This is a genomic window from Pelagibius sp., from assembly GCF_965249265.1.
In the GTDB taxonomy this organism is placed as follows: Bacteria; Pseudomonadota; Alphaproteobacteria; order Kiloniellales; family Kiloniellaceae; genus Pelagibius.
Genome location: NZ_OZ252224.1, coordinates 4,881,771 through 4,896,124, shown reverse-complemented (window position 1 = coordinate 4,896,124; position 14,354 = coordinate 4,881,771). Strand labels below are relative to the sequence as shown.

At 65.3% G+C, this 14,354-nt stretch carries 12 protein-coding genes; 11 read left to right on the top strand and 1 reads right to left on the bottom strand.

Features of this window, described 5'->3' with window-relative positions; translation table 11 throughout:
• The first annotated feature begins 25 nt into the window (after positions 1-25).
• The 8 genes from ACP146_RS22800 (at position 26) to ACP146_RS22765 (ending at position 10,897) form a co-directional block, all read left to right on the top strand.
• A complete protein-coding gene (locus tag ACP146_RS22800) occupies positions 26-730 on the top strand; it encodes a response regulator transcription factor (RefSeq protein ID WP_422369050.1) in 705 nt (234 codons plus the stop codon).
• Between the two features lie 60 nt (positions 731-790).
• Positions 791-2,545 carry a stimulus-sensing domain-containing protein gene (locus ACP146_RS22795; RefSeq protein ID WP_422369049.1) on the top strand — a complete coding sequence of 585 codons (1,755 nt, stop codon included), beginning with the start codon at positions 791-793 and terminating at the stop codon, positions 2,543-2,545.
• A 44-nt stretch (positions 2,546-2,589) separates the two neighbouring features.
• Positions 2,590-4,053, top strand: coding sequence for an RNase adapter RapZ (rapZ, locus tag ACP146_RS22790; RefSeq protein ID WP_422369048.1), 1,464 nt, complete (start codon positions 2,590-2,592; stop codon positions 4,051-4,053).
• A gap of 160 nt (positions 4,054-4,213) precedes the next feature.
• Positions 4,214-4,621, top strand: coding sequence for a PTS sugar transporter subunit IIA (locus ACP146_RS22785; RefSeq protein WP_422369047.1), 408 nt, complete (start codon positions 4,214-4,216; stop codon positions 4,619-4,621).
• Positions 4,621-4,935 (top strand): HPr family phosphocarrier protein, encoded by a 315-nt coding sequence (locus tag ACP146_RS22780; RefSeq protein WP_422369046.1) that lies wholly within the window; start codon positions 4,621-4,623, stop codon positions 4,933-4,935. The genes ACP146_RS22785 and ACP146_RS22780 overlap by 1 nt, the downstream gene beginning before the upstream one ends.
• Complete coding sequence (ptsP, locus tag ACP146_RS22775; RefSeq protein ID WP_422369045.1) at positions 4,922-6,703, top strand: phosphoenolpyruvate--protein phosphotransferase; 1,782 nt, start codon at positions 4,922-4,924, stop codon at positions 6,701-6,703. The genes ACP146_RS22780 and ptsP overlap by 14 nt, the downstream gene beginning before the upstream one ends.
• 148 nt (positions 6,704-6,851) lie before the next feature.
• The gene (ahcY, locus tag ACP146_RS22770) at positions 6,852-8,252 is read left to right on the top strand and encodes an adenosylhomocysteinase (RefSeq protein WP_422369044.1); all 1,401 of its coding nucleotides are present in this window, start codon (positions 6,852-6,854) and stop codon (positions 8,250-8,252) included.
• Between the two features lie 281 nt (positions 8,253-8,533).
• Positions 8,534-10,897, top strand: a complete 2,364-nt coding sequence (locus ACP146_RS22765; protein WP_422369043.1) for an ATP-binding protein — start codon at positions 8,534-8,536, stop codon at positions 10,895-10,897.
• Between the two features lie 12 nt (positions 10,898-10,909).
• Here ACP146_RS22765 and ACP146_RS22760 read toward each other — a convergent pair whose 3' ends face one another.
• Positions 10,910-11,929, bottom strand: a complete 1,020-nt coding sequence (locus ACP146_RS22760; RefSeq protein ID WP_422369042.1) for an NAD(P)/FAD-dependent oxidoreductase — start codon at positions 11,927-11,929, stop codon at positions 10,910-10,912.
• A 146-nt stretch (positions 11,930-12,075) separates the two neighbouring features.
• On the opposite strand from ACP146_RS22760, the gene tsaE reads away from it, so the two are divergent.
• The 3 genes from tsaE to ACP146_RS22745 are packed head-to-tail and all read left to right on the top strand — an operon-like array spanning position 12,076 to position 14,326.
• Entirely contained in the window at positions 12,076-12,588 is a 513-nt protein-coding gene (gene tsaE / locus ACP146_RS22755; RefSeq protein ID WP_422369041.1) for a tRNA (adenosine(37)-N6)-threonylcarbamoyltransferase complex ATPase subunit type 1 TsaE, read from the top strand.
• Positions 12,585-13,595 (top strand): aminoglycoside phosphotransferase family protein, encoded by a 1,011-nt coding sequence (locus ACP146_RS22750; protein ID WP_422369040.1) that lies wholly within the window; start codon positions 12,585-12,587, stop codon positions 13,593-13,595. The genes tsaE and ACP146_RS22750 overlap by 4 nt, the downstream gene beginning before the upstream one ends.
• Positions 13,592-14,326, top strand: a complete 735-nt coding sequence (locus ACP146_RS22745) for a nucleotidyltransferase family protein (protein WP_422369039.1) — start codon at positions 13,592-13,594, stop codon at positions 14,324-14,326. Before ACP146_RS22750 ends, ACP146_RS22745 begins: the two co-directional genes overlap by 4 nt.
• Positions 14,327-14,354 lie beyond the last annotated feature (28 nt).

The window sequence follows — 14,354 nt, the reverse complement described above, 5'->3', positions numbered from 1 at the left end:
ACAGGCACGAGACGGACAAGACAAGATGCAAGAAACCATCGCCCTGGTGGACGATGATCGCAATATCCTGACATCGGTTTCCATTGCCTTGGAAGCCGAGGGTTTCAAGGTACGCACCTACAACGACGGCGCCGAGGCGCTGCGCGGCATCGCCGCCAGCCCGGTCGATCTGGCGGTGCTCGACATCAAGATGCCGCGCATGGACGGCATGGAACTGCTGGGCCATCTGCGCAAGGCCTCCAACCTGCCGGTGATCTTTCTGACCTCCAAGGACGACGAGATCGACGAGGTTCTTGGCCTGCGCATGGGCGCCGACGACTACATCACCAAGCCCTTTTCCCAACGCCTGCTGATCGAGCGGATCCGTGCGCTCCTGCGGCGCGAAAGGGGCGGCGACGACGGCCCCCCGGGCACGGCCGGCAACGAGGCGCCGATCCTGCGCGGCGACCTGACGCTGGATCCGGCGCGCCACCTCTGCACCTGGAAGGAAGGGCGTATCAACCTGACGGTGACGGAGTTTCTGATCCTGAAAGCCCTGGCGGTGCGACCCGGGCACGTGAAAAACCGCGACCAGTTGATGGACGCGGCTTATGGGGAGTCGATCTATGTCGACGACCGCACCATCGACAGCCACATCAAACGCCTGCGCAAGAAGTTCCGCGACGCCGATGACGATTTTCAGCACATTGAGACGCTCTACGGTGTCGGCTACCGCTACCGCGAGCAATAGGGCCGGCGGCACAAAGGGATGACCGAGTGATCAAGGCACCGCAATGCCGGACCCGGGGCAATGACCGTTGAAAGCGAAGGCAGCGCCGGTGGCTGGTTCGGCCTTGCCGGTCGCAAGGCTGCAGCGGTGAACAAGCGGCAGGATAAGCGGCAGGATAAGCGGCAGGATAAGCGGCAGGATCCCGGGGCCTCGGAAGCCGCTGCCCGTCCTCTGCCGCGGAGCCGGCGGCGCTGGCGCTCACCGCTCACGCGGCGGATTCTGACCATCAACGTGCTGGTGCTGCTGATTCCGGTCCTGGGCCTGCTGCATCTGGATCAATACCGCCAAAGCCTGATCGCGGCGGAGCTGGACGCCCTGCGCATTCAGGGCCGGGCTTTCTCGCTTTCCCTGGGCAGCACGGCGGTCGTCGCCACCCAGGTCGGTGACGAGCGCCTGTTGCCCGAGGTCACCCGCAACCTTATGCGCGTGCTTCTGGTCGATACCGGCGTCCGCGCCCGGATCTTTGCGCGCTCGGGCGAGCTTCTGGCCGACAGCTTCGTGCTCAGCGGACCGGGCGGCAAGGTTCAAGTGATGGCCCTGCCGCCGGAACAGAAAAGCGGCCTCAGCCTGCTCGGAGTCCTCTACGAGGCGGTTCTGAAGTGGGTTCCCGGTAAAGACAACTTTCCGATCTACCGGGAAGACCGGGTGCAGAAGGCGGTTCACTATGAGGAGGTCGGCGGCGCTCTCGCCGGTGAAAGCCCGGGCATGGTCCGGGTCGACCGCCAGGGTCGGCTGGTCCTCTCGATCGCGGTGCCGGTGCAGCGCTACCGCCAGGTCCTGGGCGCGCTGATGCTGTCCAAGGACGGCGCCGACGTGGACGCGGCGGTGGACGACCGGCGGCGGGATATCCTGATCGTCTGCGGCCTCGCCTTCGCGGTCACGGTGCTGTTGTCCTTTTATCTCGCGGGCACCATCGCCAGACCGATCCGCCGCCTTGCCCAGGCCGCCGATCTGGTGCGCTACGGCAAAGGCCGCCAGTTCGAAATCCCCGATTTTCGCCGGCGCGGCGACGAGATCGGCGATCTCTCGGATGCCCTGCGGTCGATGACCGAAGCGCTGTGGACGCGGATGGACGCCATCGAGGCCTTTGCCGCCGACGTTTCCCACGAGATCAAGAATCCGCTGACCTCGCTGCGCAGTGCGGTGGAAACCGTGGCCCGGGTCGAAGACCCGGACCAGCAGCGCCGCCTGATGTCGATCATCCTTGACGATGTTCATCGGCTCGACCGCCTGATCAGCGACATCTCCGACGCCTCGCGTTTGGACGCCGAGCTGTCGCGTGCGCAGACTGAGTCCATCGATGTCGGCGAGTTGCTGCGCGCCCTGGTCTCGCTTCACGAAACCGTCGACAACGAGCATGGGCCGCGCTTCGTCCTGGAGATGCTGGATCACCAGAATCTGCGGGTGCCGGGCCTGGAAGACCGCCTTGGGCAGGTGTTCCGCAACCTGATCACCAATGCGATTACCTTCTCGCCGCCCGATGGACAGATCCGGCTGGCGGCACAGCGCCAGGGCGATGAAATCGAGGTGTCGGTCTGCGATGACGGGCCGGGCATTCCCGAGGGCAAGCTGGAAGCGGTCTTCGAACGCTTCTATACCGAACGCCCGGCCGGTGAGAAGTTCGGCACCCATTCCGGTCTCGGGCTGTCGATCTCCAAGCAGATCGTCGAGGCGCATAACGGCACCATCGAAGCGGAGAACCGCTGCGACCGCGACGGAGAGGTGCTGGGGGCCTGCTTCGTCGTCACGCTGCCGGCGGAAGAAAGCGGTGTCTGAAACCGGCGAATGCGCGGGCGGCATGGCAACAGGCGTTCCCGCAGATGGCTGAGAACCTGCATGCCACCACTGTCGCCCTGGGCGATCATGGGGTTGCCATTCTGGGGCCGCCGGGTGCCGGAAAGTCGGATCTGGCGCTGCGCCTGATCGACCGGGGCGCCGTGCTGGTCAGCGACGATCAGACCCTGTTAGAGGTTCGCGACGGCCAGGTGATCGCGGCACCGCCGGACAGCATTGCCGGTAAGCTTGAGGTGCGCGGTATCGGCATCGTCGACCTGCCGTTTCGCGCCGGCGTGCCGCTGCGCCTCTTGGTCGAGCTGCGCCCGCAGCAGGAGATCGAACGCCTGCCGGCGGACGAACGACGGGTGCTCTGCGGCGTGCCGCTGCGCCTCGTCGCGCTCGATCCCAACTTTGTCTCGGCGCCCGAAAAGCTGCAGCTTGCGCTGCGCGCCGAGGCCGCGCTTATAATGCGCCCCCCTGACATGGGCGTCCCGGGGGCGGAGACCGATCCGGACGCGTCCGGATCGGCAGAGGCCGGCAGTCCGGCACGGCCCGGCGATACCGGCAAAGCGGAGAGCAATCGAGCCTTGAGCGATCAGAAGCTGATGGAAAAGGACGCGGGCGATGGCACCGGCCTCCGTCTGGTCCTGGTCACCGGCATGTCCGGCGCCGGCCGTTCGTCGGCTCTGCGGGTTCTGGAAGATGAGGGCTGGGAGGCCATCGACAATCTCCCGCTCAGTCTCCTGGATGCGGTGGTCGGCGAGGTCGGTCTGCAACGTCCGATCGCCATAGGGGTCGACATTCGCACCCGTGACTTTGCCGTGGGACCGGTGCTGGGCCAGCTCGACGCCCTGGCGCGGGACCCGCGCTTTGCCTCGACGTTGCTGTTCGTTGACTGCGAGGACGAGGTGCTGGGCCGGCGATACACCGAGACCCGGCGGCGCCATCCCCTGGCGGAGGGGCGCCCGCTGGCCGACGGCATCGCCGCAGAGCGGCGCCTGGTGGCGCCCTTGCGTGAACGGGCCGATCTTATGATCGACACCTCAAGCCTGACCCCGGCGGACTTCCGCGCCCAGTTGCTGGGTCATGTCGGCCTGACGGCGGGCGGCAGCATGGCGGTTTTCGTGACTTCTTTCTCGTTTCGCCAGGGCCTGCCGCGCGAGGCCGATCTGGTGTTCGACGTCCGTTTTCTGGCCAATCCGCACTACGATCCCGCGCTGCGCCCGCTATCGGGCCGCGACGATGCGGTGGCCGCTTTCGTGAGCCGGGATCCCGGCTTTGAGCCTTTCTTCGGCCAGTTGACGGCGATGCTGGCACCCCTGCTGCCGCGCTACGAAAGAGAAGGAAAAAGTTATCTGACGATCGCCGTGGGCTGCACCGGCGGGCGGCATCGCTCGGTTTTTACCGCCGAGCGGCTCGCCGCATGGTTGGGCGAGCAGGGCCGGCCGGTACACCTCGGCCACCGCGATATTGCACGCGATCCGCTGCGTGCGGCGGCCAAGACCTGAGCCTCAGGCGCAACCTGGGCCGCTTTTCGGAAACTTTGGGTTGATATAAAACGTTGACCGCGCCTTTGCTTCGGACCCTTATCATGACAATAAAGAGTACCGCGTCGGCAAAAAACGGCGACGGTCGGGCGAAGCGGCGAAAGTCGGCAGGGAGCAGAGGATGATCGGTCTTGTCTTGGTAACCCACGGGCGTCTTGCCGTGGAGTTCGTTCAGGCCTTGGAACACGTGGTCGGTCCGCAGGACAATGTGGCGGCGATCTGCATCGGCCCGGAGGACGACATGGAACAGCGCCGCCAGGACATCATCGACGCGGTCGGCGCGGCGGAGCAGGGCGACGGCGTGGTGCTGCTGACCGATATGTTCGGCGGCACGCCCTCCAACCTGGCGATTTCCGTTCTCGACAAGGACCGGGTGGAGGTGATCGCCGGGATCAATCTGCCGATGCTCATCAAGCTGACCGGGTTGCGCAGCACCGCCAATCTGGCAGAAGCGGTAACCCAGGCGCAGCTTGCCGGGCGCAAGTACATCAACGTGGCCTCGCAGCTTTTGGAATCGGACAAGGACTGATGGACGAACTGGCGCAGGCTAGACAGGACGGTGCCGGGGCGGAGACGATCCGCCGCCGCCTGACCATCCAAAACCAGAAAGGTCTGCACGCCCGGGCCGCGGCGAAGTTCGTCAAGCTGGCGGAGACGTTCGATGCCCAGGTCACGGTGATCAAGAACGACACCCGGGTCTCGGGTTGTTCGATCATGGGCCTGATGATGCTGGCGGCCGGGCCGGGCTGCGACATCGATGTGGAGGCGTCCGGCTTCGGCGCCGCCAAGGCGGTCGAGGCGCTGTCCCGCCTCGTCGACGACAAATTCCATGAAGACGGATAACAAGCGCCGGCGGCGCAGCCAGGAACAGATCTTCGAAGGGCTGGGCGTATCCCCGGGGGCCGGTATCGGCCCGGCCTATGTGCGCGAAGCCGGCGACCTGCACGTGCCGGAGTATCAGATCCCCGCCTCCCGCGTTTCCCGCGAGCAAAAGCGCTTTGCCGAGGCCACCGCGAAGGCGGTGCGGCAGGTCGGCAAGCTGAAGGCCAAGTCCCTGGGTATCCACGGCGTGGCGGCCGAGGAACTGGGCTATCTGCTGGACGCCCACATGCAGATGCTGAAGTCGAGCCGCCTGATCGGCGGCATAGAGGCGAGGATCGACAACGACCGGCGCAATGCCGAAGCCGCGGTGATGGCCGAGATATCCGCGATCGCCCAGGATTTCGCGGCCATGCAAGACGCCTATCTCAGCGCCCGTGCCGAAGATGTGCGCGAGGTCGGTCACCGCATTCTGCGCAATCTGACCGATACCGCTTTTCGCGGTTTCGGCGGGCTCGAAAAAGAAAGCATCGTTATTTCGGAAGAGATTTCGCCGGCCGACACCGCCCTGATGGACCCGCGCGAGATCGCCGGTTTCGCCTGCGTCCTGGGTGGAGCCGAGGGCCATACCGCGATCATGGCCCGCTCCCTGGGTCTGCCGGCGGTGCTCGGCGTGCCCGGCCTGATCCCGGCCATCAAGACCGGCGATACCCTGATCGTTGACGGCAACAACGGGCTGGTGATCGTCAATCCAACCGCCAAGCGCCTGGCGGCCTATCAGCGCCGCCTCAAGGATATGGCGCGCGAGGTGCGCTCCCTGGCCCGCCTTCGCGACGTGCCGGCGCAAACCCGCGACGGGCAGCGCGTCACCCTGGAGGTCAATCTGGAGCTGCCGCGTGAAACCGGACAGGCGGCCCAGGTGGGCGCCGAGGGTGTCGGTCTGCTGCGTACTGAATTCATGTACATGAACCGCGAGGACCTGCCGGATGAGGATGAGCAGTACGCGGCTCTGGCGGAGATCGTCCGCGCGATGAAGGGGGCGCCGGTCACGGTGCGCACCCTGGACGTGGGCGGCGAGAAGCTTGCCTCTTCGCTCGGCGTGCATTTGGGCGAGTCCCAGAACCCGGCGCTCGGGCTGCGGGCGATTCGTCTGTCCTTGAAGGAACCCAAGCTGCTGCGCACCCAACTGGCGGCGATCCTGCGTGCCGGCGCGCATGGGCCGCTGCGTATTCTACTGCCGATGATCTCAAACCCGGGCGAGGTCGCCGCGGTGCGCAAGGAGTTGACCAAAACGGCGCGCCGCCTGCGCCGCCGCGGTGTCGCCATTGCCGATCCCCTGCCGCCTCTGGGGGTGATGATCGAGGTGCCGGGCGCCGCCCTGGCGGCAGATTCCCTGGCCCAGGCCTGTGATTTCTTCGCCATCGGCACCAATGACCTGACCATGTACACCCTGGCCATCGACCGCAGCGAAGAACAGGTCGCCTATCTCTACAATCCGCTGCATCCCGCGGTCCTGCGGCTGATACAGTTTTCGGTGGAGGCCGCCCTTCATGCGCGGATTCCGGTCTCGGTCTGTGGCGAGATGGCCGGCGATCCGCGTTTTGCGGCCCTGCTGGTCGGCCTCGGCGTGCGGGAACTGTCGATGACGGCCAAGGCGATCCCCCGGGTCAAGAGCCGCATCCTGGGGCTGGACATGCAGGCCGCCGGGCGCCGGGCGCGGATGATCATGGACCAGGTGGACAGCGGACGTATCGCAACGCTGCTGGACGACTTCAACGACAGTATCGTCTGAAACGCTGCACCCGAGGCGCGCGGCCTTGCGGTGCCCAGCGTTCACTGTTAAATGACCGGCTGGATTTCTCAGATTGCGGTTGCGCCCTGCGGCAGCCGCCGAAAGACCTCACCTCATCAAGGCAAGCATCCAAAAAAGGAAGACCAGCATGGCCGAATTCACCGACTATCAGGTGGCCGATATTTCTCTCGCTGACTGGGGCCGCAAGGAACTGGATATCGCCGAGACCGAAATGCCCGGGCTCATGGCCTTGCGTGAGGAGTATGGCGCGGCTCAACCCCTGAAGGGTGCGCGGATCGCCGGCTCGCTGCATATGACCATTCAGACGGCGGCGCTGATCGAAACCCTGAAGGCGCTGGGTGCCGATGTGCGCTGGGCTTCCTGCAACGTCTTTTCAACTCAGGATCATGCCGCCGCGGCGATCGCTGCCGGCGGTACCCCGGTCTTCGCCTTCAAGGGCGAGAGCCTGGAGGAGTATTGGGATTTCACCCATCGCATCTTCGAGTGGAGCGACGGCGGCACCCCCAACATGATCCTCGATGACGGCGGTGACGCGACCCTCCTGATCCATCTGGGCATCAAGGCGGAAAAGGATATCTCTGTGCTCGACAATCCCGGCAACGAGGAGGAAGAGGCCCTCTTCGCGGCGATCAAAAAACGGGTTGCGGAAAAGCCTGGCTGGTACAGCACCCTTGGCGCCGCGATCCGCGGGGTGACCGAGGAGACCACCACCGGTGTGCATCGCCTCTATGAAATGGAAAAGAACGGCACCCTGCTGTTCCCCGCCATCAATGTGAACGACTCGGTCACCAAGTCGAAATTCGACAACAAGTACGGCTGCCGCGAAAGCTTGGTCGACGCCATCCGCCGCGGCACCGACGTGATGATGGCCGGCAAGGTCGCCGTGGTCGCCGGTTTCGGCGATGTCGGCAAGGGCTCCGCCGAATCCCTGCGCTCCGCCGGCTGCCGCGTGGTGGTGACCGAAGCCGATCCGATCTGCGCCCTGCAGGCGGCGATGGAGGGTTTCGAGGTGGTGACCATGGAGGACGCGGCCCCCCAGGGAGACATCTTCGTGACCGCCACCGGCAATGTCGATGTGATCACTGTCGATCACATGCGGGATATGAAGGACAGGGCCATCGTCTGCAACATCGGCCACTTCGATTCCGAGATCCAGGTCGGCGCCCTGCGCAACTTCAAGTGGGATAACATCAAGCCCCAGGTCGACCAGATCGAGTTTCCCGACGGCAAGAAGATCATCCTGCTGGCCGAAGGGCGGCTGGTGAATCTGGGTGTCGCTACCGGTCACCCCAGCTTCGTGATGAGCGCTTCCTTTACCAACCAGGTCCTGGCGCAGATGGAACTTTGGGCCGATGCCGAGAAATACGGCAAGACGGTTGCGGTTTTGCCCAAGCATCTGGACGAAAAGGTCGCCGCCCTGCACCTGGAAAAGGTCGGCGCTGCGCTGACCAAGCTGTCGCAGAAGCAGGCCGACTACATCGGCGTGAACGTCGACGGCCCGCACAAGCCGGAAGCCTACCGCTACTGATCGGCCGTAGCCTCTTTAGGTTCTTACCGGCACCGGCCCGCTCCCCCTCCGGGGCGGGAGCGGGCTGGAACCGCTGCAACGTCAGTCTAAGACCCTCTAAGCCCCGCCTTGCCGCACTGGGCGCTTGGGCTTAGACTCCCGGACCGTGAGAGGGGCCACGACAAGCAGCCGGGACACCCGGCCTGAAGCAGCGCCGGGACTGATGCAGTCACCGGACGCAAATCCTCTACCTGTAAACCGTTTTAGGGTCTCTGCGCGCGCGCGTTCGGCGGGCGGTTGCCGTGGCTGAAGCGCCGCAGTTGCTCTGGCCGATTCTGCTGCTGGCCGCGGTCGGCGCTCTGGCATTCTGTCTCTGGCGGATCTGGCGCTACCGCGAAGCCTTGCAGATCAGCGAGGCCCGGGCCGAACTGGCCGAAGGCCAGGCCGCCGATTTGGCTGCCGAACTGGCGTCCTCTCCCGCTCCGCATCTTGTGCTGACCTCTGACTCTTCCGCGCCGGCGGGAGAGGCCGATACCGCCGCCGTTGCCGAGCTTCTCGGCCTTGACGGCCAGAGCCGTATCGACCCGCAGATTCTCTTTGAGCGTCTGGACGAAACCGCGCGGGTCAAGCTGGAGCCGGCTCTGCAGGCATTGGCGTGCGATGCGACGCCTTTTGACCTCCGGGTAAGGCTGCGCGATGAACCGCGGGTCCTCCGGTTGCGGGGCCGGGCGGCGGGGGACCGTTCCGTCCTCTGGATGGAGGAGGTGACCGAGACCCTGCGCCGCGAAGCCGATCTGAAAGCGGAGGCGCAGAAACAGCGCTCGGTCCTGGATGCGATGCCCATCGCGCTCTGGCTGCGCGACCCGCAGGGCGAGTTGCTGGACTGCAACCAGGCTTACGCGGCAGCCGTCGATTCCACGGTGCCGAAGATTCTGGAAGAGGGCGCAGAGTTTCTCGGCAAGGCCAAGTCGGCGGCGGCCCGGGCGCTGGCCGGGCAGGCGCGCGATTCGGGTGAGGCGAGCACTGAAACCCATCACGTGGTGATCGACGGCGCGCGCCGTCTTATGGAAATCTGCGAGCTGCCTTTCGGCGACAAAGGCACCCTGGGTTTTGCCGTCGACCGCACCCAGCTGGAGGAGGTTCAGGCCGAACTGGGACGCTACATCCGGGTGCAGTCGGAAATGTTGGAGAACCTCTCCACGGCCATCGCGATCTACGGCCGCGACCTGCGCCTGATGTTCGCCAACACCGCCTATGCGCGGCTCTGGGACATCGACGAGGGGTTCCTGCAAAGCAATCCCCATCTCGGCGACCTGCTGGAAGCCTTGCGCGAGCGCCGGCGCTTTCCCGAGTATCCGAATTTTCCCGCCTACAAGCGCGAGGTGCTGCAGAAGTACGCCACCCTGATCGCTCAAGAAGAAGAACTGGTGCACCTGCCCGACGGCTCGACTCTGCGCATGGTGATCACCCCGCATCCCTTCGGCGGCATCCTCACCTCCTACGAGGACGTGACGGACCGGCTGGCGCTGGAGCGCAGCTACAACACCCTGACCGAGGTGCAGCGCGAAACCATCGACAACCTTCACGAGGGCGTGGCGGTCTATGGCGCCGACGGACGCCTGAAGCTTTTCAATCCCGGCCTTTGCCGCATCTGGAAACTGGATGCCGATCTGCTGCGGGCAGAGCCGCATATCCGCGACGTGTTGCCCATGGCCCGTGACCTCTTCCCTGTTCCTGAAGAGGAGTGGGATGATTTTGCCAGCCGTGTTGTGGCCCGCACCACCGAGCCGGATGTTCGCAGCGGCCGCCACGAGCGCACCGACGGGGCGGCCATCGACTGGGCCCAGGTGCCGCTGCCCGACGGCGGCGTGCTCTTCAGCTTCATCGATGTCACGGACACCATTCGGGTCGAGCGGGCGCTGATCGAGCGCAACGAGGCTTTGGAAACCACCGACCGCCTGAAGTCGGAGTTCATCGCCAACATTTCCTATGAACTGCGCACGCCGCTGAATGCGATCATCGGCTTTGCCGAGGTTTTGGAAAACCAGTTCTTCGGCAGCTTGAACGAACGCCAGATGGAGTACAGCAACGCGATCGTCAAATCCTCGCAGGAACTGATCGCGCTGATCAACGACATCCTCGATCTGGCCTCTATCGAAGCGGGCTATCTGCACCTCGAACTGCAGCCGACCAATGTCTACAATCTCTTGGAATCGATTGTGACGCTGGGACGTGAGCGTGCGCACAACCGGGAGATCGATCTGCGCCTGGACTGTGCGGAGGACACCGGCGAGTTGATGGCCGACGGGCGTCGGCTGCGCCAGGCGTTGTTCAACCTGCTTTCCAATGCCCTGAAGTTCACCAAGGAGGGCGGCATTGTCACCGTGTCGGCAAGGCGCCTGGACGGCGAGATGTTGCTGGAGGTGACCGATACCGGGATCGGCATTGCCGAAGAGGATCAGGCCAGAGTCTTCGGGAAGTTCGAACGAGGTTCCCGGGAAAACCGCCAGGGCGGCGCCGGGCTCGGTCTGTCACTGGTCAAGAGCCTGATCGAGCTGCACGGCGGCGAGGTCGAGATGGAGTCCGAAATCGGCGGCGGCACCAGGGTCATCTGCCATGTGCCTATCGCCGACGACGGCAAAGAAATTCCGAAAGACGTTGCCTGAAACAGAACAGACTTAGGCTGCCGGCACGCCCTTGGTCGTCGAGTATTCCCAATGCAGCGCTTCGTCGGGATAGACCAGCGTGCGGATGGCATGGGCCGCCATGGCCGCTTCGGAAAAGCCGGAGAGAATGAGTTTCAGCTTGCCGGGATAGTGGGCGATGTCGCCGATGGCGAAAATCCCCTTGGCGGAGGTCTCGCTGGTCGCCGGAGCCACCGTGATGTGCTGATGATCCAGGTTGAGGCCCCAGTCGGCGATGGGCCCCAGATTCATCGACAGGCCGAAGAAAGGCAGCAGCACGTCGGCGGGCAGCGATTTCGTCTTGCCCTCCAGATCGGCCACTTCGACGCTGGAGAGTTGTCCGCCTTCGCCGGTGAGCCCCGCCAACTGATAGGGGATCACCAGATCCAGTTTGCCGCTTTCCGCCAGACGCTGCAGCCGGTCGATGGATTCCGGCGCCGCCCGGAACTTGGCGCGGCGATGGACGACGTGGATCTTCTCGGCCAGTTCCGCAAGAGACAGCGCCCAGTCGACGGCCGAATCTCCGCCACCGGCGATCACGATGCGCTTGCCGCGAAAGTCCTCCCGGCGCTGAACCAGATAATGAACCGAGGTGCCTTCGTAGTCGTCGATGCCGGCCAGGGGCGGCCGGTTTGGGCCGAAGGCGCCACAGCCCGCGGCGATGATCACCGCCGCCGCGTCGATTTCCAGGCCCTTGTCCGTCGTCAGATGCCAGCGTCCATTCTCGCCCGGGCGCAGGGCGGTGACCTGCTGGCCGAGGTGATAGGCCGGCGCGAAGGGGGCGGCCTGCTCGCTGAGGCGGTCGACCAGGTCCTGCGCCATGACCTCCGGGTAGCCGGGAATGTCGTAGATCGGCTTTTCCGGGTAGAGGGCGGCGCACTGGCCGCCGACGACCGCCAGGCTGTCGATCACCTGGCAGCGCATTTTCAGCATGCCGCATTCGAAGACTGCGAAAAGGCCGACCGGCCCGGCGCCGATGATCGCGACATCTGTGGTTTGCAGGTTTGGCGCCAAAAAGGCCTCCTGGTTGTGCCCCCTGGGTATAAGCGTTGGGGCGAGGGTCTGGCGGACAAGATGGCGAGCGCGGGCCGCCTTGACAAGGCCAGCGAGAGGGGGCGCATCCCTTGCCGCCGGGCGGCCGGCTGGGTACAAAGCGCCTGATGGTTTCCGCGACTCCGACGCTTTCCGCTCTCGATCTGCCGCTGCCGGGGCCCGGCGACACCGACGCCTTGGGCCGCCGCCTGGCCGGATTGCTGCGCCGGGGCGACGTCGTGGCCCTGCACGGTGATCTGGGGGCCGGCAAGACGGCGCTGGCGCGGGCCCTGATCCGGGCGCTGCCCGGGCCCGAGGGCGCTGCGGAGGAAGAGGTGCCGAGCCCGACGTTCACCCTGGTGCAGACCTATGCCCGCCGGCCGGCGGAGGTCTGGCACTTCGATCTTTACCGGATCGAAAGCCCGGAAGAGGTTTATGAGCTGGGTTTCGAAGAGGCTTTGGCGGAGGGGATCGCCGTGATCGAATGGCCGGAGCGGATGGGCGCCCTGTTGCCGCAGGACCGACTGGATGTGACCTTGAGCTACCAGAAAGACCCGGGTCAGACCGGCGGGCCGGGCCGGCAAGCCCGCCTGCAGGGCACCGGCGACTGGCCGGCGCGGCTGGCGGCGTTGCGGCCATGAACGATGCCCGCGAGACGCTTTGCCGGCAGTTTCTTGCCGGGGCCGGCTGGGGTGAGGCCGAGCGTTCCCTTTTGGCTGCCGATGCCTCCTTCCGGCACTACGACCGTTTGAACCGCGACGGCGAGTCGGCGGTCCTGATGAACGCGCCGCCGCCGCAGGAAAACGTGCAGGCTTTTCGAACCATCGCCGACCACCTTCTGGAAATCGAGCTCTCGGCGCCGCGGCCGCTGGCCATGGACCCTGACGCCGGCTTCCTGCTGCTTGAGGACTTCGGCGACCGCACCTTCACCCGCGCCCTGAAAGAGGGCGCCGACGAGGCCGAACTCTACCGCCTCGCGGTCGATACCCTGATCGCGCTGCATCAGCGCTGGTGGCCCGACGTTCCCGGCCTGCCGGTCTACGACGAACAGCGCCTGCTCGATGAGGCCGCTCTGCTGGTGGACTGGTACCTGCCTGCCGTAACCGGCCGGGAAACCACCGCTGCAGAGCGTGCTGATTACCTGGACCTTTGGCGCGATCTGGTGCCCATCATGCTGTCGGTGCCGCAAAGCCTGGTTCTGCGCGACTACCACGTCGACAATCTGATGGTACTGGAAGGCCGCGAAGGCGTGGCCCGCTGCGGGCTGCTCGACTTCCAGGACGCAGTCCTCGGTCCCGTCAGTTATGATCTGGTGTCCTTGCTGGAGGATGCCCGTCGCGACGTCTCGGCGGATCTGGTGGCCGAAATGCTGGCGCGCTACCGCGCCGCCTTTCGTCATATCGATCAATGGTCCTTTGCCGCCTCCTATGCCGCCTTGGGTGCGCAGCGCAACGCCAAGATCATCGGCATCTTCACAAGGCTTTGCCGGCGCGACGGCAAGCCCCATTACCTGCATCACATTCCGCGCGTCTGGCGTCTGTTGGAAGGCGACCTCCAGCACCCGGCGTTGGAGCCGCTCGCCGAATGGTTCGCGCGCGCGATACCGCCCGACCTGCGGCGCGTACCAGAGGAGAAAGAAGCGTCATGAAGGGCGTACCCAAGACAGCCATGGTTCTGGCGGCAGGCCTCGGCCAGCGCATGCGTCCGCTGACCGACAATCTGCCCAAACCGCTGGTGCCGGTGCGGGGCCGGCCGATGCTGGATACCATCCTGGATCGCCTGGAGGATCTCGGCGTCGCCAAGGTGGTGGTCAATACCTTCTATCTCGGCGAGATGATCGAACAGCATATCGCCGGCCGCAAGGCGCCCGCCGTGGTGTTCTCGCGGGAGGAAGATCTGCTGGAGACCGGCGGCGGCATCCGCAAGGCCCTTCCGTTGCTCGGCGAAGAGGCTTTTTTGGCCCTCAACGGCGATGTCTGCTGGCTCGACGGTCATACCCCGGCGCTGCGCCGTCTGGTTGCGGCCTGGGATCCGGAGAAGATGGATGCCTTGCTGCTGCTCCATCCCACCGCCTTCGCGCTGGGCTACGAGGGCAACGGCGACTATGTGATGACGCCGGACGGACGCCTGCGCCGCCGCCGCGAGCGCGAGGTCGCGCCCTTCATCTACGCCGGCATACAGATTCTTCACCCGCGGCTTTTCGAGGGGACGGCCGAGGGTTCCTTCTCGCTGAACGAACTCTACGACAAGGCCCAGGAGGCCGAGCGCCTTTGGGGCATCCGTCACGACGGCGAGTGGTATCATGTCGGCACGCCGGAAAGCCTGCGCGAGGTCGAGGACGCCCTGCACCACTTCGGCCGCTCTTCCGCCCAGACATAAGGGGCCCAGACGTGACTCGTTTCCCGCG